At 50.1% G+C, this 21,439-nt stretch carries 17 protein-coding genes; 8 read left to right on the forward strand and 9 right to left on the reverse strand.

Features of this window, described 5'->3' with window-relative positions:
- The first annotated feature begins 4 nt into the window (after positions 1-4).
- From AB1E22_RS07125 to AB1E22_RS07150, 6 genes are read left to right on the forward strand one after another with little or no spacing between them, the layout of a single operon-like run.
- Positions 5-838 (forward strand): DUF4123 domain-containing protein, encoded by an 834-nt coding sequence (locus AB1E22_RS07125; protein WP_367594718.1) that lies wholly within the window; start codon positions 5-7, stop codon positions 836-838.
- A complete protein-coding gene (locus AB1E22_RS07130; protein ID WP_367594719.1) occupies positions 835-1,368 on the forward strand; it encodes a DUF3304 domain-containing protein in 534 nt (177 codons plus the stop codon). Before AB1E22_RS07125 ends, AB1E22_RS07130 begins: the two co-directional genes overlap by 4 nt.
- Positions 1,369-1,416: 48 nt before the next feature.
- Positions 1,417-1,932 (forward strand): DUF3304 domain-containing protein, encoded by a 516-nt coding sequence (locus AB1E22_RS07135; protein WP_367594720.1) that lies wholly within the window; start codon positions 1,417-1,419, stop codon positions 1,930-1,932.
- A gap of 48 nt (positions 1,933-1,980) precedes the next feature.
- Positions 1,981-2,493 (forward strand): DUF3304 domain-containing protein, encoded by a 513-nt coding sequence (locus AB1E22_RS07140; protein WP_367594721.1) that lies wholly within the window; start codon positions 1,981-1,983, stop codon positions 2,491-2,493.
- Positions 2,490-4,283 (forward strand): hypothetical protein, encoded by a 1,794-nt coding sequence (locus AB1E22_RS07145; protein WP_367594722.1) that lies wholly within the window; start codon positions 2,490-2,492, stop codon positions 4,281-4,283. Before AB1E22_RS07140 ends, AB1E22_RS07145 begins: the two co-directional genes overlap by 4 nt.
- 11 nt (positions 4,284-4,294) lie before the next feature.
- Positions 4,295-4,564, forward strand: coding sequence for a PAAR domain-containing protein (locus AB1E22_RS07150; RefSeq protein ID WP_367594723.1), 270 nt, complete (start codon positions 4,295-4,297; stop codon positions 4,562-4,564).
- A gap of 4 nt (positions 4,565-4,568) precedes the next feature.
- Here the strand turns inward: AB1E22_RS07150 and mtgA are convergent, their stop codons facing one another.
- From mtgA to AB1E22_RS07170, 4 genes are all read right to left on the reverse strand, one after another.
- Complete coding sequence (mtgA, locus tag AB1E22_RS07155) at positions 4,569-5,297, reverse strand: monofunctional biosynthetic peptidoglycan transglycosylase (RefSeq protein WP_367594724.1); 729 nt, start codon at positions 5,295-5,297, stop codon at positions 4,569-4,571.
- Positions 5,294-5,947 carry an isoprenoid biosynthesis glyoxalase ElbB gene (elbB, locus tag AB1E22_RS07160; protein ID WP_367594725.1) on the reverse strand — a complete coding sequence of 218 codons (654 nt, stop codon included), beginning with the start codon at positions 5,945-5,947 and terminating at the stop codon, positions 5,294-5,296. The genes mtgA and elbB overlap by 4 nt, the downstream gene beginning before the upstream one ends.
- A 235-nt stretch (positions 5,948-6,182) precedes the next feature.
- On the reverse strand, positions 6,183-8,531 hold the full coding sequence (arcB, locus tag AB1E22_RS07165; protein ID WP_367594726.1) for an aerobic respiration two-component sensor histidine kinase ArcB: 2,349 nt from the start codon (positions 8,529-8,531) through the stop codon (positions 6,183-6,185).
- 174 nt (positions 8,532-8,705) lie between these two features.
- Complete coding sequence (locus AB1E22_RS07170) at positions 8,706-9,722, reverse strand: TIGR01212 family radical SAM protein (protein WP_367594727.1); 1,017 nt, start codon at positions 9,720-9,722, stop codon at positions 8,706-8,708.
- 683 nt (positions 9,723-10,405) lie between these two features.
- Here AB1E22_RS07170 and gltB point away from each other — a divergent pair.
- Entirely contained in the window at positions 10,406-14,863 is a 4,458-nt protein-coding gene (gene gltB, locus AB1E22_RS07175) for a glutamate synthase large subunit (RefSeq protein WP_367594728.1), read from the forward strand.
- Between the two features lie 9 nt (positions 14,864-14,872).
- Entirely contained in the window at positions 14,873-16,291 is a 1,419-nt protein-coding gene (locus AB1E22_RS07180) for a glutamate synthase small subunit (RefSeq protein ID WP_367594729.1), read from the forward strand.
- Positions 16,292-16,362: 71 nt separating this feature from the next.
- Here AB1E22_RS07180 and AB1E22_RS07185 read toward each other — a convergent pair whose 3' ends face one another.
- The 5 genes from AB1E22_RS07185 to sspA all read right to left on the reverse strand — a co-directional run bounded on the left by AB1E22_RS07185 (position 16,363) and on the right by sspA (position 21,124).
- Positions 16,363-17,856, reverse strand: a complete 1,494-nt coding sequence (locus AB1E22_RS07185) for an MFS transporter (protein WP_367594730.1) — start codon at positions 17,854-17,856, stop codon at positions 16,363-16,365.
- Positions 17,857-17,945: 89 nt separating this feature from the next.
- Positions 17,946-18,845 (reverse strand): N-acetylneuraminate lyase, encoded by a 900-nt coding sequence (gene nanA, locus AB1E22_RS07190; RefSeq protein WP_367594731.1) that lies wholly within the window; start codon positions 18,843-18,845, stop codon positions 17,946-17,948.
- A 172-nt stretch (positions 18,846-19,017) separates the two neighbouring features.
- Entirely contained in the window at positions 19,018-19,809 is a 792-nt protein-coding gene (locus AB1E22_RS07195) for a transcriptional regulator NanR (protein ID WP_367594732.1), read from the reverse strand.
- Between the two features lie 172 nt (positions 19,810-19,981).
- Positions 19,982-20,479 carry a ClpXP protease specificity-enhancing factor gene (gene sspB / locus AB1E22_RS07200; protein WP_367594733.1) on the reverse strand — a complete coding sequence of 166 codons (498 nt, stop codon included), beginning with the start codon at positions 20,477-20,479 and terminating at the stop codon, positions 19,982-19,984.
- Between the two features lie 3 nt (positions 20,480-20,482).
- A complete protein-coding gene (gene sspA / locus AB1E22_RS07205) occupies positions 20,483-21,124 on the reverse strand; it encodes a stringent starvation protein SspA (protein WP_034498882.1) in 642 nt (213 codons plus the stop codon).
- Positions 21,125-21,439: the final 315 nt, after the last annotated feature.

Raw genomic sequence — 21,439 nt, forward strand, 5'->3', positions numbered from 1 at the left:
TGCTATGCAACTATCTGAACTGCTGGCGATGAATATAAGTCAAGCTTCATCGAAGTCATGCTTCGTGTTATTCGAGGCGGGATTATTAGATAACAAAGCCCTTCGGCAAGTCTGCGAGTTGGCAGATGGAAAAATGAGAACGCTTTTTGTGCATCCACAACTGGAGCATCTGGTTGCCGTAGGGCCGTGGCTGATACAAATAGCACAGACTGATGACACCATCCCGAATATTCTGGAACAACAAGGTGTGCTGCGCGGTATTATTTGGTCAGATCTGCTTCTCCCCCAATTGGCAGAACAACTTTCCTGGGGATGCGTTGTACAATCACCTGAAAAAACAGGAACTCTCCTACGATTTTATACACCAGATGCATTACAGCATCTGGCTCTTCGCAATGATTTAAGCTGGCATCCTGAACTCTTTAACGGAATTGAAAGCTGGTATATATCCACAGAAAAACAGCGCTGGAAAGTATTGTTCCTACCGAGATCAAATAATGCACCACCTTGCGTCAAACAAAACATTGTTATTCTGGACAATGAATTGTGGAGTGCTCTCTCTGGAGATCACGAAGTGACTGCATTATTAAAAGTATGGCAGCAACAACCACAAAGCAGTCACTTCCCAATATGTTCCCAGCGCGCAATCGTGCGTAAGGCTTTAGACAAGGCTAAGCAAGCAGGTCTTGTATTGCCAATAGATAAAAAAATCTATGCCCTCCATTACCTGAGCGGTGGTAATCAATCCATTCACTCAGAAGCAATGTCGTTAGCACTGAATAATGTCATCAACAATAAAATAACGCTGGCAGAAGCTTTGCTACAGGAAAATGAATGAGCCTGCTCTCCCGTCTCGAAAAAACAGATGCTGCTCTACATCGTTTCTGGGCACGCTGGTGCCGCTGGTTATTCGGCGGGCTGATATTACTGGTGCTGGCCTGGTGCCTGAATCTCGCCTGGGCAGTGTTTTATGGGCCACCGACGGGTGGCGTGCGGCTTATTATTCACAGTGAGCTGGATCGCCCAATTCTGGGATTTAGCGTGAACGGTGTGGCCGGTGGAAATGCTTTCGCACATGGTGGGGGCGCTTTGACCTGCTGCGGCAGCATCAGCGGCGATACCGCAGAGGTTATCTGGGAATTAGATATTACCCATGCGCAGTATATGAAGGGTATGCGCCTTGAAACGCGCCATAAAACAATGCCACTGCCAAAACGAGAATGGGGAGAGGATTATCTTCATGTTTATTTTTTGCCAAATGACAACGTACGTTTGTGGTGGGGTGAAGGTTTTATCCATCCATGGCCTAAGGAAAAATATTATTTACCCGGGAACCAAAATAATAAAGGGAAAGAAATAAATGAATAAGGAAAAAATAACTATCCGGGCTTATTCAAGTCAGGTGTGTGAAAAACCATGAGCCTGCTCTCCCGTCTCGAAAAAACAGATGCTGCTCTACACCTTTTCTGGGCACGCTGGTGCCGCTGGTTATTCGGCGGGCTGATATTACTGGTGCTGGCCTGGTGCCTGAATCTCGCATGGGCAGTATTTTATGGGCCACCGACGGGTGGCGTGCGGCTAATTATTCACAGTGAGCTGGATCGCCCCATTCTGGGATTTAGCGTGAACGGTGTGGCGGGTGGTAACGCCTTCGCCCACGGTGGCGGAAAACTGACCTGCTGCGGCAGTATCAGCGGCGATGCCGCAGAGGTTATATGGATGCTCAGTACAACCCGGGCACAGTATGATGCAGGCTTACGTAAAGAAACACGCCATAAAACAATGCCACTGCCAAAGCGAGAATGGGGAGAAGATTATCTTCATGTCCATTTCCTGCCAAATGACGAAGTCAAACTCGGCTGGAGTGCCGATGCATGGTCGCCCTATGAAAAACGTACCCACTATGCAAATCAAAGGAAAATAGATGAATAAGGAAAAAATAACTATCCGGGCTTATTTAAGTCAGGTGTGTGAAAAACCATGAGCCTGCTCTCCCGTCTCGAAAAAACAGATGCTGCTCTACACCGTTTCTGGGCACGCTGGTGCCGCTGGTTATTCGGCGGACTGATATTACTGGCGCTGGCTTGGTGCCTGAATCTCGCCTGGGCAGTGTTTTATGGGCCACCGACCGGTGGGGTAGCACTCATTATTCACAGCGAGCTGGATCGCCCCATTCTGGGATTTAGCGTGAACGGTGTGGCGGGTGGTAATGCCTTCGCCCATGGGGGCGGAAAACTGACCTGCTGCGGAAGTATCAGCGGCGATACCGCAGAGGTTATATGGACGCTCAGTACAACCCGGGCACAGTATGATGCAGGCTTACGTAAAGAAACGCGCCATAAAACAATGCCACTGCCAAAGCGAGAATGGGGAGAGGACAACCTACATGTCCATTTCCTGCCAAATGATGAAGTCAAACTCGGCTGGAGTGCCGATGCATGGTCGCCCTATGAAAAACGCGCCAACTATGCAAATCAGAGGAAAAATAAATGAATAAAGAACAAATCATCGCCAGTGCTAATCAGGCACAGCAGAATGAAGACAATCAAACTGGTGTCTGCAGCCGTACTTGGCATATTGGTTTTTTCTTTGATGGCGTGGGACGAAATATTGAACTTGATGCAAAGCAACACCGCCTAAGTAATATCGCACGTTTGTACCGAGCCTATCCCGATCAAAATAAAAACACGCCCACTATATGTTACAACGCATTTTATTTATCAGGTTTAAGTACCCCATTTAAAGAAGAGATTTCAGCTAAGCTCCATGCAGCAATGGATGGCAGCCTTGATAAATTAAAAGATGAAGCTATGGGTATACCTAAAGATGCCGCTGAAGATGCTGCAAAAGAACTTTTTAGTTCATCATGGTATGAGATCCTGGATAAACAATGGAAAAAACTTCTCAATCCAACCGAATTGGGAAAAATAGCATCAAGTGCGACCAGAAAAATTGCAACCACGGTAGGCATTGAAGCCACCCCGTGGTTGCGTGACAGCAAAATAATGTCCGATTTCTTTATCACTGGGGTAGACACCCGTATCTCTTCAGCAATAACTCGCTTTAAACAATTTTATAAAAAGAACAATAATGAAGGCCCCCTCCCTATAAAGTCCATCTCAATTTCCGTCTTCGGCTTTGACCTTGGGGCAACATTAGCCCGCAAATTTATCGACGATCTGTTGAACGATATTTGCCAGAAAGAACAGCAAAAAGACTCATCTGCAAAATATACCTACGAAACAATCCCGGTGAATATTATTTTTGCCGGATTCTTCGACTGCTCCCGCCATACGCCAGCCAGTAGCAATAACGGGATGGACTATTTTGCCGCGCTTGCAGGGACGACAGGAAAAACTATCAGCCCTTTCCTGGGGGAGAAAGCGATTGATCAGGATACGCCTTTACCATCCGCGATTCATAATGCTCTACATTTAGTTGCGGCCCATGAACGACGCCCATGGCGTGGAGTTTATGCTCTAGGTAAACAAGGTAAATGGCCTGAACTTCTTTTACCGGGCAGCAGCGAGGATATAGGCGGAGGCTTATTACCTGATGAACAAAAACCCAGCGCTGAATTATGCCGGGTGGCACTTCACCAGATGTATCGTTGTGCATATATGGCTGGCGTACCGTTCCCCGATTATCAGACCCTCGATAAAATCGATACTGATATCGCAAACTATTTTCTTATGAATGACGCTATCGAACGGTATTCCGCCCAAAACTGGGCAACACGTTATAGAAAAAATGTCGGCAACCAACCACTCAGTGTTAAATCGCAAAATGCACATCTTGACAGCTATTTTGACTGGCTTGGAAAACAATATTATTTGTACTGTACTGAGCTTGAAAGACTCGATACCGAAAGAAAAAGTATTCTGACTACAACTATTGTTCCCGGAATCATTCCGGAAGATAGAAAGAAAATGGATGAATACACACTCGCCATGCAAACATTAAAAAACAACTGGGGTTGGCTGGACGATGTTAAAGATCAGGCGTTATGGTTTATAAACAGCGTCATGACAAACCCGAATGAAAAACGGACCAGCATTGCACCTGATATTTATATTCCCACCCTAAGACGAGCGGAGCAATTTATGGAATACAGCCACTGTGCTTACCAGAAGAAACCTATGCCGGTATCAAATGATAAAGCTCCGGCACAAATCTTTGCCTGGCTTGCTCACGATATTCAAAAAGTCGACCCTGCGGCATCTATAAGCGTGGACTTTTTGACTATCCGTTCGGTAGAAATCCCTGATGACGAAGAGGAATAAAAATGAGAGCCATGATGACGCAAACTTGCCCCACATCTACTGGCGGGAAAATTTTGGAAGGTATAACTACCGTGACAATTGATGGGCTCCCGGTAGCATTAATAGGGATGAAGGCCTCCTGCCAGGCTTGTAAAGGAGCAGGTAGTATTATGCCCAATGGCCCTCATCTACAAACTTTTGCGGATATCCCCATTGCACTTGAAGGTGATATTGTTGCCTGTGCTTGTCCAAAAGGCACTAATGTCGTATTACCTCTAACCTACAATGTCACAGCTCTTTAGCCCATCACTTCAATTCACGCTGCGCCATAAATGATTCACCACCCAACTGGCGCATCTGGCGCAAAATCCATTGCTGGCGCTGACGCACATATCCGGAAGGTGCATTCGCTTTAAAGCGGATAGGGTTCGGTAATACGGCGGCGAGAAGTGCCGCTTCGGAAGCCGTCAGGCGGCTTGCGGGTTTATGGAAATAGCGCTGTGAAGCCTCTTCTACACCAAAAACACCTTCTCCAAATTCTGCGATATTCAGATAAACCGTCAGGATTCGGCGTTTAGACCACACCAGTTCCATACCCAGCGTTAATCCCGCCTCAAGACCTTTGCGCACATAGCTGCGCCCGTCCCAAAGAAACAGGTTTTTGGCCGTTTGCTGAGAAAGCGTCGACGCGCCACGAACCCGGTTTTCATGACGTTCATTATGCGCAACAGCCTTTTCAATCGCCGCCATATCGAAGCCCCAGTGGTCGGGGAATTTCTGATCTTCCGCAGCGATCACCGCAAGCCCCATCCACGGTGAAATCTCATCCATGCTCACCCAATCCGAATGCGCAACATAGCTGAAATCACCGCTAAACCAGGCGCTAAACTGACGCTCAACCATCACCGCCGAAAACGGCACAGGCAAGAAACTAAACAGGATGATTCCCGCCAGCCAAATTCCTGCCAGCGCCAGTAAACCGCGTATCAGCCAGCGCTTGAAGAAACCCCAGAGCGGAACGCGCCCTTTCTTCATGCAGTCAAATCCAGGACACGAGAAACCAGTTTTTCGATACCCACAGCCGCTTCATCAATACGCGTCGCCAGCATGTAAGCAGGTGTGGTCACAATCTTGTGCTCTTCATCCACCACAATATCATCGACCGGGCATGGAACATGTTCTGCACCCATTTCTTCAACCAACTCTGCGGTGTCAATATCAGTCCCGATCGTCAAACGCACCGGCACTTCCAAAATTTTTGGCAGCATCACGGGGGCTATGCAGATGAAACCAAGCGGTTTACCCTGGGCGTGACACTCTCGGGCCAGGTGAACCAGGTCGCTATCAACCTGGCAGTCAACGCCTTTGCTGGCAAAATTGCAGAGGTTTTTTGCAGCACCAAAACCACCAGGAACAATCAACGCGTCCAGTTCACTGGCATTTGCCTGGGCCAGAGGAGCGATCGCCCCGCGAGTAATACGTGCAGCTTCGGCAAGCACATTGCGATGCTCATTAGCCTCATTATTAGTGAGGTGATTAATTACATCTGCTTGAGGTTTATCGGGTGCAAAACATACAGCTTGTGCGCCAGAACGGGCAATTGCCAGCAAGGTAATGACGGCCTCATGAATTTCACTCCCGTCGTAGACGCCGCAACCACTGAGCACCACACCAATTTTCTTCATTCTGCCATTCCTTTTCGTCATGCGATTATCATCATCAGTTATGATAATTTGATCGCTATGCTTCACACATTTTACTGATTCACGTAACAATCTATATAAGATTTGCTATCTTAATGCCTGAGCAGCACACGAGATTATCGGCTGCGCCGCCTGGATAAATACTGATAACTCAACGGCGCAACCTACTGTTTCCCTGGTGTTGGCGCAGAATTCGCGCACCCCGGTTTATCCGGGGTCATTTTTTGGGAGCGTTCGCCACCCAGGCCTTTAGGACATCTACATCGTGCTGCCACTCTTGCTTCAATTCTTCAATCCATTCACCCACATTTTCTGACCACGCTGGCAAGTCCGGTGACTGAATTTGCTGAGCAACTTGTTGCAAATGGCGCAGGCCAACAGAGCCCGCAGCACCTTTAATCTTATGCCCTTCTTCTACCACCCCTTTTTGGTCGCGAGCGGTCATATTAGAGTCCAGCACATTGAGGTAGCCCGGCATCATTTTTTCAAACATCGCCAGCCCATCAGTAATCAATTTAGGTCCCACTAAGTCCATGTATTGCTCAAGCATTGGGATATCGAGCAATGCTTGCTGCTTTTCACTATTAACTTGAGGCATTTGACACTCCTGTTCAGACTTAGACTGTTGGTTGTCCCAGAATTTTTGGATCATCGCCATTAACGCCGGAACCGCGAGAGGTTTGCTTAGCACATCATCCATGCCAGCATCCAGATACTCTTTTTTATCTTTCAATACGTTAGCAGTCAATGCTACCAGAGGGGGTAGCTCATCACGTGCGTAACGGGTAGTGAGCTGGCGGGAAATGTCCAGGCCCGTCATATCCGGTAACTGAATATCCAGTAATACCAGGTCATATTCTCCTGGCGTGAATTTCTCGAGCGCTTCTTTGCCCGTCATTGCGACATCCACGCTGTTGCCGAGTTTTTCAAGCACCGAACGCGCAACAATCACGTTGAGCTCAATGTCTTCGACCAGCAAAACATGCAGCGCTGGCAGCGGCATTTCATCCTCTTCCAGCGTATCTTCCACTTCATCGGCAACACGAGGTGCCTGAATTGTCAGAGTAAATAACGAGCCTTCGCCAGGTGCGCTGCTGACGGTAATATCGCCGCCCATACTTTTCGCCAGACGGCGCGACACCGCCAGACCGATGCCTGTACCCGTCGCCGGTTTACCGCCCTGGCTATCTTTCACCTGATAATACATGGCGAAGATTTTATCCTGCTCGGTCTGGGGAATACCAATCCCTGAATCCTGAACTTCAAAGCGCAGCGTATTTTCTTCTTCATAACGCACACGCACGGCCACCAGCCCACCTTTCGGGGTGAACTTCACGGCATTACTAATGAGATTCCAGAGAATCTGACGTAAGCGCGTCCCATCGGTTATCACTTTATGCGGCAGCGGCAGGGTCGGATTCATTTCGAACTTCAGACCTTTTTGTTGTGCCTGCAAACCGGAGAGGTTTTCCAAATCCGCGAGGAAGCTGGTGAAATCAACGGGCTGATTATCAAGCTGAACTTTTCGGCGCTCAAGCTTATCCATGTCGATAATATCGTTGAAAATATTGCCGAGCGTAATCGCCGAAACATGAATGGTTTTGAGGTAATTTGTTTGTTCAGGATTCAGCTCGGTATCCAGCAAGATACGGCTCAGACCAACAATACCGTTAAGCGGAGTGCGCAGCTCATGGCTAATGGTGGAGATGAAGGTGGTTTTGTCGCGGCTTGCGCGTTCAAGCGCATCCTGATAACGCTTACGCTCGGTAATATCACGGCCAAAGCCCATTAAACCGTGGCGTTTTCCGACGCGATCGTAATAAGGCACTTTACGAATTTCAAAGCAGGCTTTGCGCCCGTCAGGGTAATCCAGCCACTGTTCGTACGTAAGCGACACATTATGGCGGAAGACTTTTTCGTCGGTTTCAATAACCTTCTGCGCCGCTTCTGGCGAGTAAACATCTTCCGGCTTCAGGCTGATAAGCTGCTTTTCACTTTTGCCCGTCAGCAGTTCCATGGCCCGGTTACAGCCGGAAAACTCTTTGTCTTCATTACGATAAAAAACCAGGTCCGGTGAAGCATCAAGGAATGAACGTAAAAATGACGATTGTTGCTCAAGCTGGATTTGCGTCTCTTCACGCTCCTGCATTTCAATTTTGAGCTGCTCAAGCATCGTTTGGCGTTCATCTTCCGCTTTTACACGGTCGGCAATCTCCTGATTTAATTGCGCGATATTGTCTTTAAGCTGAACGTTAAGCTTCAAATCTCTTTCGCGCATCTCTTCAAGCTTCTGTACCAGTTTGGAAAGTCTTTGACGCGACTCTTCAAGTTGCTCGACGACGACGGAAAGAAAATAGACAGCCCAGGGGGTAATCAGCAGGCCAAAAAAGATAGAGCGGACGACATCAATGCTTTCGACCTGACCACGCAACAACATGGTCACGGCCATTTGCACCACAATAGCCAACACCACCAGAGCGGAGGCCAGTAACAAAGAGAAGCGCACTAATCCGAGCTTCACCATTAAATCAACGTAATATTGCGCCAGTAACCGGATTTGCTTCATGGAACGTTTCCCTCGCTTACAATCAGCTAAATATACCGCAAAAAGATCTGACGCTCAGGATTTATACCCTTTAGCATTCAAGTTGCAGGTAGGCGGCAAGGGAGCTACAAATCTGCCTGGAGCAGATTTGAACAGCGCTTGCGCTGGCCCGCAGGGTGAGCCTCACGATGAGGCTCATAATCCCGATGAGCTTACTAAGGTAAGTGATTCGGGTAAGTGAGTGCAGCCAACGCCCCTGCAGCTTGAAGGGTGAAGGGTATGCAACAGAATTGTCGGGTTCCACGGTGTCCCTAGTGCCGAACCTTGTGCGCCATGTTGTGTCAGGTACTTGTCGATTTCACCCATTCCGGTCCAACGATTCTCACACCACAGCGGCGCGAGTAGCGTAGGCCGCCGCGCATTAGCGGAAATTCGATGAAACACGACATCAAGCGGCGTATGGCGAATCATCTCCCCTGCAGTCGTGGCGTACTCTTCTAATTCAATCGCCTGCAATCGCCCTGCCTGCCAGCTTTTAGCCATCGTACTGCCACTGACAATATGCAGCGGATGGATTTTGATACCGTCCACGCCGGTTTCGATGACTTTTTCCAGCGTTTCCATGCATTGCGGCTGCCCTTCCCCCGGCAGACCCACAATCAGATGGCTACATACTTTCAAACCCCGTGCACGCGCCCGGCGCGTGGTTTCCTGATAGCAGGCAAAATCATGTCCGCGGTTAATACGATGCAGCGTTTTGTCATGAGCCGTCTGCAAACCTAACTCCAGCCAGACTTCATAGCCTTTTTCATGATATTCACTGAGTAAATCCAGCACGCTATCAGGCACACAGTCCGGGCGGGTTCCGACGCATAACCCCACAATACTGGCCTGGCTGACCGCTTGTTGATACATCGAACGCAACACCTGAACTTCCGCCCATGTACTGGTGTACGCCTGAAAATAAGCAAGATAATGTTGCGCGCGGTTTACTAGCTGCGACTGTCGAGCCAATTGCTCGGCGATAGAGTGGTGTTGTTGGGTTTCATCGGCAAAAGAGGCCACATTGCAAAAAGTACATCCGCCTCGCCCGATAGTGCCATCACGATTTGGGCAGCTAAATCCCCCGTGGAGCGTGAGTTTATGAACTTTATGACCATAACGGCGCTGAAGATCACCACCAAACATATTGACTAATTTTTGTAACTGCATAATCTGATGGGCCGCCCTGTAAAAGGGATGTAGCCTGCCATTTTCTGCCCACTTTAGCGATGACCTGGATCAATCGCTCTGGCGCAGCTTTATCCATTGCATATAAATGCAAAATTAGTGCAAGTTTACTCACCTAAAAGATGATTACTTTTCCTTATATTGCCCCGCTATTTTTAAAGATTATGTAGCCGCATTAAAAACAGTGTCATACAACACGCCCCATCCAGTTAACAGCATAAAATACCGTAAATACTTGCATTGCCAGCATGGTCTGGAATTTAGCAGCCTGTAAGATAGTGAGAGAGATCACATTACCCAAGCGATTCCCCTGCCGCTTAAATACGATAAAAATGATAATAAAATGTTTAATTTCATAATGTTAAATACCATTTAGCATTTATTCGTATAAATAAGAATGCCATTTGACCTATGTGCGCTTTCCCGATAACTTGGAAATCCGCTGGAAGCTTTCTGGGTGGGTTCTGTGCCCATCATATTTATGCAGTAATTAAGATTCCCTCTAAAGCAAGTCCTCAACACTTGTGAAACCGATGAGATGGTCATTAAGAGGGCGACACGCGAGGTGAGCGTATGAAACGCGAAACCCCGTCGCCATGCCCTTTTTACGCCTGTGCGCAATCGGTTGGGAGGGCGTCACGTAGAGCCTGGGGAGGTTCACTGATATGTTGTACGATAAATCCCTTGAGAAGGATAACTGTGGTTTCGGCCTGATCGCCCACATAGAAGGCGAACCTAGCCACAAGGTAGTGCGCACTGCTATTCACGCACTGGCCCGAATGCAACACCGTGGAGCAATCCTCGCCGATGGTAAAACCGGTGATGGTTGTGGCCTGTTGCTGCAAAAGCCTGACCGTTTCTTCCGAATCGTTGCGGAAGAGCGTGGCTGGCGTTTGGCAAAAAATTATGCCGTCGGCATGATTTTCTTGAACAAAGACGACGCGCTGGCCTCAGCAAGCCGCCGCATCGTTGAAGAAGAGTTGCAAAACGAGACCCTGTCGATTGTAGGCTGGCGCGAAGTGCCAACCAATGAAGACGTACTCGGTGAAATCGCCCTCTCCTCAAAACCTCGCATCGAACAAATTTTTGTTAATGCTCCGGCTGGCTGGCGCCCACGTGATATGGAACGTCGCCTGTTCATCGCCCGTCGTCGTATTGAGAAAAGAATCCAGGACAAAGACTTCTACGTTTGTAGCCTCTCGAACCTGGTCAACATCTATAAAGGTCTGTGTATGCCGGCGGATTTGCCGCGCTTCTACCTGGACCTGGCGGATTTGCGCCTGGAATCGGCCATTTGCCTGTTCCACCAGCGTTTCTCCACCAACACCGTGCCGCGTTGGCCGCTGGCTCAGCCATTCCGTTACCTGGCGCACAACGGTGAAATCAATACCATCACCGGCAACCGTCAGTGGGCGCGCGCGCGTACCTATAAATTCCAGACGCCACTCATTCCCGATTTGCATGACGCAGCGCCATTCGTAAACGAAACCGGCTCCGACTCAAGCTCGATGGATAACATGCTCGAACTGCTGCTGGCTGGCGGGATGGACATCGTTCGTGCGATGCGTTTGCTGGTGCCACCAGCCTGGCAGAACAACCCGAATATGGACCCGGAGCTGCGCGCCTTCTTCGACTTTAACTCCATGCACATGGAGCCGTGGGATGGCCCAGCCGGTATCGTAATGTCCGATGGACGTTACGCCGCCTGTAACCTGGACCGTAACGGTTTGCGCCCTGCACGCTACGTCATCACCAAAGATAAGCTGATTACCTGTGCTTCCGAAGTGGGGATCTGGGATTACCAGCCTGATGAAGTGGTCGAAAAAGGTCGCGTAGGTCCTGGCGAGTTAATGGTTATCGACACGCGTATTGGCCGCATTCTGCATTCCGCAGAAACCGACGCCGATTTAAAAAGCCGCCACCCATATAAAGAGTGGATGGAAAATAACGTCCGTCGCCTGGTGCCGTTCGAAGATTTACCAGACGAAGAAGTTGGCTCACGCGAAATGGACGACGATACGCTTGCCAGCTTCCAGAAACAGTTTAACTACAGCAGCGAAGAACTGGATTCTGTGATTCGCGTGTTGGGCGAAAATGGCCAGGAAGCCGTCGGTTCCATGGGGGATGATACCCCATTTGCCGTGCTCTCCAGCCAGCCACGTATTATTTACGACTACTTCCGTCAGCAGTTTGCGCAGGTCACCAACCCGCCAATCGATCCGCTGCGTGAAGCACACGTGATGTCACTGGCGACCAGCATTGGACGTGAAATGAACGTCTTCTGTGAAGCAGAAGGCCAGGCACACCGCCTTAGCTTCAAGTCACCAATTCTGCTGTGGTCTGATTTCCAGCAGCTCACTTCGCTTGAAGAGCAGCACTATCGCGCTGATACGCTGGATATCACTTACGATGTTTCCACGCACGCTTTGCATGAAACCGTTAATGCGCTGTGTGACGAAGCTGAACGTATGGTTCGCAACGGCACAGTTCTGCTGGTGCTGTCCGACCGTAATATCGCAAAAAATCGTCTGCCGGTTCCGGCACCGATGGCGGTGGGCGCGATTCAGACACGCCTGGTTGAGAAGAGCCTGCGTTGCGATGCCAACATCATCGTTGAAACGGCAAGTGCGCGTGACCCACACCACTTCGCGGTTCTGCTCGGTTTTGGCGCAACGGCAATCTACCCTTACCTCGCCTACGAAACGCTGGCGAAACTGGTCGATACTGCAGCCATTGAAAAATCTTACCGTGCAGTGATGCAGAACTACCGTAACGGCATCAACAAAGGCCTGTACAAGATCATGTCCAAAATGGGCATCTCGACTGTCGCCTCTTACCGTTGCTCAAAACTGTTTGAAGCGGTTGGCCTGCATAAAGAAGTTTCCGAGCTGTGCTTCCAGGGCGTTGTCAGCCGTATTGGCGGTGCAGGTTTCAGCGACTTCCAACAAGATTTGCTGAATCTGTCTAAGCGCGCGTGGCTTGCCCGCAAACCGCTGGATCAGGGTGGTCAGCTGAAATACGTCCACGGCGGTGAATATCACGCTTACAACCCGGATGTGGTTCAGACATTGCAAAGAGCGGTAAACAGTGGCGAGTACAAAGATTATCAAGAGTACGCGAAGCTTGTGAATGAGCGCCCGGTGGCAACACTGCGCGATATGCTCGCCCTGAATCCGCAAGGTGAAAGCGTGCGCATTGAAGACGTAGAACCCGCCTCTGAGCTGTTCAAACGCTTTGATACTGCCGCAATGTCTATCGGCGCATTAAGCCCTGAAGCGCATGAATCTCTGGCTGAAGCGATGAACAGCATCGGCGGGAACTCAAACTCCGGCGAAGGTGGGGAAGATCCTGCGCGTTACGGCACTAACAAAGTGTCCCGTATCAAGCAGGTCGCATCGGGTCGTTTCGGCGTAACGCCGGCTTACCTGGTTAACGCGGATGTTATCCAGATTAAAGTCGCTCAGGGTGCAAAACCGGGCGAAGGCGGCCAGTTGCCGGGAGATAAAGTCACGCCGTATATCGCGAAACTGCGTTATTCCGTGCCTGGCGTGACGCTGATTTCCCCACCGCCGCACCACGATATTTACTCTATCGAAGATTTGGCCCAGCTGATTTTCGACCTCAAGCAGGTCAACCCGAAAGCGATGATTTCGGTGAAACTGGTTTCCGAACCAGGCGTCGGGACCATCGCCACCGGTGTGGCTAAAGCGTATGCCGACCTGATTACTATCGCCGGTTACGACGGTGGTACCGGTGCAAGCCCGCTGTCATCAGTGAAATATGCAGGCTGCCCGTGGGAGCTGGGTCTGGTGGAAACACAGCAGGCGCTGGTCGCTAACGGCCTGCGTCACAAGATCCGCCTCCAGGTTGATGGCGGCCTGAAAACCGGCCTCGATATCATTAAAGCAGCGATCCTCGGCGCAGAAAGCTTTGGTTTCGGTACCGGCCCAATGGTCGCATTGGGTTGTAAATACCTGCGTATTTGCCACCTGAACAACTGCGCAACCGGTGTTGCAACTCAAGACGAAAAACTGCGTAAGAACCACTATCACGGCTTGCCGTTCAAAGTAACAAACTACTTTGAATTTATCGCCCGTGAAACGCGTGAGTTAATGGCGCAGTTAGGCGTGAAACGTTTGGTGGACCTGATTGGCCGCACCGATCTGCTTAAAGAGCTGGACGGTTTCACCGCGAAACAACAAAACCTGGAGCTGTCTAATCTGCTGAAAACAGCCGAACCTATGCCGGGCAAAGCGGTGTACTGCACCGAAAATAACCCGCCATTTGATAAAGGCGATCTGAACGCCCAGTTGCTGAGCCAGGCGAAGCAGTATGTGGATGATAAACAGAGTAAAACGTTCTGGTTTGATATCCGCAACACTGACCGTTCAGTGGGTGCCATGTTGTCTGGTTATATCGCGCAGCATAATGGCGACCAGGGTCTGGCAGCCGATCCGATTAAAGCGCACTTCAGCGGCACCGCAGGCCAGAGCTTTGGCGTATGGAATGCCGGAGGCGTTGAACTGCATCTGACTGGCGATGCCAACGACTATGTCGGTAAAGGCATGGCGGGCGGTTTGATCTCCTTGCGTCCTCCGGTGGGATCAGCCTTCCGTAGCCACGAAGCAACCATCATCGGTAACACCTGTTTGTACGGTGCAACGGGCGGCAAACTTTATGCCGCTGGCCGTGCGGGTGAGCGTTTCGCCGTGCGTAACTCCGGGGCTATCACCGTAGTTGAAGGTATTGGCGACAACGGTTGTGAATACATGACGGGCGGTATTGTCTGTGTCATCGGCAAAACGGGCGTGAACTTCGGGGCAGGGATGACCGGTGGTTTCGCTTACGTGCTGGATGAAGAGGGTGATTTCCGTAAACGCGTTAACCCTGAACTGGTAGAACTGCTCAACGTTGATGAGCTGGCAATTCATGAAGAGCACCTGCGCGGTATGATTACCGAGCACGTACAGTTGACGGGTTCCCAGCGCGGCGAAGAGATTCTGGCTAACTGGCCGGTATTTGCATCGAAATTCACCCTGGTTAAACCGAAATCCAGTGATGTCAAAGCATTGTTGGGTCACCGCAGTCGCAGCGCAGCCGAGCTGCGGGTGCAGGCGCAGTAAGAGGTCACGATGAGTCAAAACGTATATCAATTTATCGACTTACAGCGCGTTGATCCGCCAAAGAAACCGCTCAAAATCCGTAAAATTGAGTTTGTGGAAATTTACGAGCCGTTCTCAGAAGGCCAGGCCAAAGCACAGGCAGACCGCTGCCTGTCTTGCGGTAACCCGTACTGTGAATGGAAATGCCCGGTTCATAACTACATTCCAAACTGGCTGAAATTGGCCAACGAAGGGCGAATTATCGAAGCGGCTGAATTGTCTCACCAGACAAACAGCCTGCCGGAAGTATGCGGCCGCGTTTGCCCGCAAGACCGTCTTTGCGAAGGATCTTGTACGCTGAACGACGAGTTTGGTGCCGTCACCATCGGTAACATAGAGCGCTATATCAACGATAAAGCGATTGAGATGGGCTGGAAACCTGACCTGACCGGCGTGAAACAAACCGGCAAACGCGTAGCGATTATCGGGGCAGGCCCTGCAGGGCTTGCGTGTGCCGATGTGCTGGCGCGTAACGGTGTAAAAGCTGTGGTTTATGACCGTCATCCGGAAATCGGTGGCCTGCTGACCTTCGGTATTCCAGCGTTCAAACTGGAAAAAGAGGTGATGACCAAGCGCCGTGAAATCTTTAGCGGCATGGGCATCGAATTCAAACTCAACACCGAAGTGGGTCGTGACGTACAGATTGACGACCTGCTGAGCGAGTACGATTCCGTGTTCCTGGGGGTGGGTACCTATCAGTCCATGCGCGGTGGTTTAGAGAATGAAGATGCCACAGGCGTTTATGACGCTCTGCCGTTCCTCATTGCTAATACCAAACAAATCATGGGCTTCGGCGATTCTCCAGAAGAACCGTATGTGAATATGTCTGGCAAACGCGTTGTGGTACTTGGCGGTGGCGATACCGCGATGGACTGCGTGCGCACTTCGGTTCGCCAGGGGGCAACGCACGTTATCTGTGCTTATCGCCGTGACGAAGAAAACATGCCGGGCTCCAAACGCGAAGTGAAAAACGCGCGCGAAGAAGGTGTGGAATTCCAGTTCAACGTACAGCCGCTGGGCGTAGAAGTTAATGCCAACGGGCGCGTGTCGGGTGTGAAAGTTGCCCGCACAGAACTGGGTGCTCCGGATGCAAACGGTCGCCGCCGTCCTGAAATCGTTGCTGGTTCCGAACACGTGGTGCCTGCCGATGCCGTCATTATGGCGTTTGGTTTCCGACCACATGCGATGCAGTGGCTGGAAAAACACAGCGTTGAGTTGGATAGCCAAGGCCGCATTCTGGCACCGGAAGGCAGTGATAATCCGTTCCAGACCAGCAACCCGAAAATCTTTGCCGGTGGTGATGCCGTTCGTGGTTCTGACCTGGTGGTTACAGCTATCGCCGAAGGCCGTAAAGCCGCTGACGGTATCCTGAACTTCCTCGAAGTGTAACGCTTTATAGAAGTCAAAAAGCCCGGTGATATTTTTGTCACCGGGCTTTTTTTATGATTAAAGCAAGGGGCTTATTTTACTGCTTTCTGCATGACTCGCCCTTTAGCCGGATGCGCCTTAACGGCACCGCTAAACGGTTTACCATCAATGGCATCGTGCGTGCGTGATGCTTCAGGGTGAATCCAGCGCTGAACGCGAGACGGCATATCCAGGCCAATCAACAGAATGACTACAAAGGTCAGGCTAAATGAGAGCGAAGCCAGCGCGGTGCCTAAATCAAGACGTTGAGCGATGGTCGCACCAATCACCGGTGCCAGCGCACCGCCAAGGGCACCCACGTTGTAGGTAAAGCCAAGCCCTGCAGCACGCTGCTCGGTATCGAAGTAGCCGCCAATCAGTTTTGGCAGAATCCCTGAAATCCCCTGCCCCAGCATTTGTTGTAAGAACAGAAGCAGCCCTAAAACCCATATGTTCCCACCGCCGATAGCGAAGACGGGAATAATGAGCAATTGTGAGGCCAGCAAGCTGCAGACGTAGGCTTTACGCGTCCCTAACCAATCTCCGAGGAAACCTCCCACACAACACCCTACCGCCGCCCCAAACCCGCTAAAGAATAAGACATGTGCCACCGTTGCAGGATCGTAGGCTAGTTCCGTTTTAAGATAAGTGGGCAGCAATGCCTGGATAGGCCAGGAATAGAGGAAAGCAAAGAAGACGACAACCATTAGCGTGACACCCGTTGGCCAACGTTTCCCACTGCTCTGCACCATAAAGCTGATGAAAATAGCTGCGCATATCAGGCCAAGTACTGTGATAAGCACAGCATTTCCAAGGTTACCGGCAAAGCTGAAGTAAAGCGCGCTGGCGACGACAATTGTCAGGCCAATATTAATCACTCTGTGTTCGCCCCGGTACAAAATATCCACCATGGTTTTGGTGGGAACTTTGTCAGCAAACTTCTCTTTCCAGTCTTCCGCTTCGGGAATATTTTTACGCAGCCAGAGCGCAAAAATAATAGGCAAAATGCCGATGAAGAACAGCGCACGCCAGCCCCATTCAGGCACTACGACGCTATATACCTGAGCGGCAATAACGGCTCCCACGGAAAAGCCAGAGATCAAAAAACCGCTCGCTTTATTACGTAGGTGCTTCGGCCAGCTTTCAATGACGTAAGTTGCACTGGAACCGTATTCCCCTGCCATACCCATACCAATTAGCAGTCGGGCGAGAAACATCGTGGTGAAACCTGGGGCAAAACCGCACGCCAGCGTACCGAATGAAAACAGCACGATGCTAGTGATCATGGCGAGTTTACGACCATACCGATCGCCCATCGCGCCTAAAACCAGCCCACCAAACCAGCGTGAGATAAACGCTGCGGAAATTAAGCTCGCAGCTTGAACCGTTGTCAGACCAAATTCGCTTTGAATTTCTGTAAGGACTAGCGCTATCAGGACAAAATCAAAACCATCCAACAAATAGCCAATCCAGGCAGCTGAAAATGCTTTCCATTGCGGCTTAGTCAAATGGCGATACCACGGGATCTGTTGGGCAGTGTTATTCATAAAGCACTCCCGGTGCGGGTCGGTAAAACCCGCCCTTTGGTTAGGTATTATGGATACTGGCTTTCAGCATCATGATTTATGTGAGTTCTTCAGAACGTTGCGCGTTCCTTTTGAAGCTGCTCTGCGAGCGCTTTCAGTTCAGGCAAATATTGTTCTTCAACCGGGGCAAACGGTTTGCGGCACAGAGGCACAGCGACGACATCCATGTAATGCAGTAACGTTTTCAGCCCACGGAAAACCCCGACCTTAATTAACAAATCAATAACTTTATTACATTCACTTTGCAACTGGCTTGCACGCTGCATATCCCCTTCCTGCACAGCTTGCTTGATAGCCAAGTAACGCCAGGCCATCACGTTGTAAGTGCTGCCAATCCCGCCGTCAGCGCCCGCTAACAGACCAGAGGCAAAGATCTCGTCATAACCGTTGTAGAGCACAAGATCCGGGTAAGCGCGGCGGATCTGCTCCATCTGGTAGAGATCGCCAGAGGTTTGCTTTAACGCGCCAACGCCAGGCAAGTTGATCAGCGTGCCTATCTGCTCAAGAGTTAATTTCACGCCGCTTAGGGCTGGAATGTTGTAAACCACCATCGGCAAACCGCCGGACGAATCAATCACTGCGCGGTAGTGGTCGCAATGTTCATTGAAGCTGAACGGGTAGTAAAACGGCGTTACCGCGGAGACGGCATCAAATCCATAACGGTGGGCTGCACTCGCCAGCGTCTGGCTTTCATGGGTGCTGATGCCGCCAACGTGCGCGATTAAAGTCACTTTTCCTTTAGCTTCTTCAGCGACGATTTCCAGCACCTGCTCACGTTCCTGCGTGCTCTGCAAGAAAGCTTCCCCGGTGGACCCACCGACGTACAGGCCATCGACGCCCTGTTCAATATTGAAACGAACCAGACGTCGTAAGCTGTCGGTATCAATTTGTTGTTGCTGGTTAAAAGGAGTAAGCAGTGCGGGCATTACACCGCGAAGATTCTGTTTCATAAACGCCTCTGTGTTGTCTGGTTTCTATAAATAACGATATACCTTTATACCTGTTATACCAGATTAAAAAACAAACACCACGCCACTATGAACTCAGGATGCGATCCAGCTCATACAAAATAATGATGGATGATCAATTGATACTAAAGAAGAGGTGCGAAGGATCGCAGATTTATGTAGAGGACTTTTTAGACATACGTTTACGAGGAGCCGGGTAATAAGAGGCAAACACGCTTTTCAGGTGAGCCTTCAATGCCGCATCCGCTGCATCAGGATCTCGAGCCTGGATTGCGTTATAAATCTCAATATGCTGCTGATAACTAATATTATTATGAGCATGAAGCTCAACCTGAGAAACCGTAGGACGCGCTGCAATCAACCAGTCCAGCAATGCAACATGCACCGCCATGAAGATAGGGTTATCAGGGATCTCTGCCAGTTCACGGTGGAATTCAATATCGGATCGAATAAACAGATCGTTATCATCCAGAGCCTGATTATTCATCTCAAGCGCTTTTCCAAGGCGGGCGATTTGTTCATCGGTAGCAAACTCTGCGGCATAACGAACCAGACTTGATTCAAAGAACATGCGCAGTTGCTCAAAATGAGCGATGCCGCCAGGACGGGAGAGAAAATCTTTCGCCACGCCAGAGAGTTCACCAATGATGGTATCCGCCGAAGGCCGTGAAACGCGGGCGCGCTCCCCGTTACTGATTTGTACCAGCCCCTTTCGTTTCAGCGCCGCAAGTGCTTCGCGCACCGACGGGCGGCCAACATTGAAAAAAGCCATGAGTTCGCGCTCAGAAGGCAGTTGTTCGCCCTCGGCAAATTCGCGTCTGCGAATCATTTGCTCAAGCTCTTCCTCCACCATTTCCGAGAGTTTTTTACGCGCAAGCGGGCGACGGCGCATCGTATGTCCGATGGTTTCAGTCGTCTCAGCGGGTTGCTCGTCAAATGTGCTCATAGCGTTAGAATCTGGCCGGTTAATGGAAGGAAGATCGCAAATACTATTGTCGAATCATAACACAGCAAATCTTGGCTTACGTAAAGATGCAATCTATGGGTTTATTTTAAAAAGTAAAAAGCCAGTCATCAGACTGGCTTCGATTGGCATTTTACCTGCATGATTTGACGAGTTACTTCACAACGCGCAGTGCCGGACGGCCACCGCGCGGAGGAGGTTCGTCGTCCGGGCCATTGTCATCTTCATCGTGATCGGGACGATCGCCATCGATCACCTGCATCACCATTTCTGAATCAGACGACAACTGCTCAACATTGCTATGACCTTCACCTTCTTCGTCATAGTTAGCTTCCGGCTCGAACATGGTACCTGCACCATTTTCCCGAGCGTAGATAGCCAGAACCGCGGCCATAGGAACAAAGACCTGGCGTGGCACACCGCCAAAGCGAGCATTGAAGCGCACTTCGTTGTTAGCCAACTCCAGGTTTCCTACTGCACGCGGTGCAATGTTCAGAACAATTTGCCCGTCACGTGCATATTCCATCGGGACATGTACGCCAGGTAATGTCACATCCACCACCAGATGCGGAGTGAGCTGGTTGTCCAATAGCCACTCGTAAAAAGCACGGAGCAGATAAGGACGACGTGGTGACAATTGTGACATATCCATGAATTAGCCCCGAGTCTGCAGACGCATTTCGCGCTCAGGTTCGGTGAGAGAAGCCAGGAATGAATCACGCTCAAACACGCGAGTCATGTAACCTTTCATCTCTTTAGAACCTGCGCCTGTCAGCTCAATACCCATTTGCGGCAAACGCCACAGCAGCGGTGCCAGGTAGCAATCTACCAGGCTGAACTCATCACTCAGGAAGAAAGGTTTCTGAGTAAATACAGGTGCGATTGCCAGCAATTCTTCGCGTAATTGCTTGCGTGCAGCATCAGCTTCTTGAGCAGAACCGTTCATCACGATATGCATCAGGGAGTACCAGTCTTTCTGGATACGATGCATGTACAGGCGACTTTCACCACGAGCAACCGGGTAAACCGGCATTAATGGTGGATGCGGGAAACGCTCATCAAGATATTCCATGATGATGCGGGATTCCCACAGGGTAAGTTCGCGGTCAACCAGGGTCGGTACGCTGTGATTTGGGTTGAGGTCAATCAGATCCTGAGGCAGGTTATCCGTTTCCACATGCTCAATTTCAACGCTAACACCTTTTTCAGCCAGTACGATACGTACCTGGTGGCTATAGATGTCAGTAGGACCGGAAAACAGCGTCATCACCGAACGTTTGTTGGCAGCGACAGCCATGAAAACCTCCAAGTTTATTCAGAAAATTACTGCTAATAGCCGCAAGCAAGCGGCAACTAACCTGACCGTTTGATACCCATTACGCCGGAAAACCACCAGCCGCCAAAAAAAGAGGCGAAAACAACCTGATGCCGACCTTTGGGCAGAAAATTGGTTGATAGTTTACCAGATTTTACGGGTTTTGTGGGGAGTGGATCTGGAATTAGCCTGAAATATGATGCTTATCATAATGTTAGCAGCGCTAAATATAATTTTCAGGCATAAAAAAACCCGGTACAGGACCGGGTTTTTTCGCAAATTGTATTCTGCAAAAGC

It is taken from the genome of Buttiauxella gaviniae (assembly GCF_040786275.1).
GTDB classification, from domain to species: Bacteria; Pseudomonadota; Gammaproteobacteria; order Enterobacterales; family Enterobacteriaceae; genus Buttiauxella; species Buttiauxella gaviniae_A.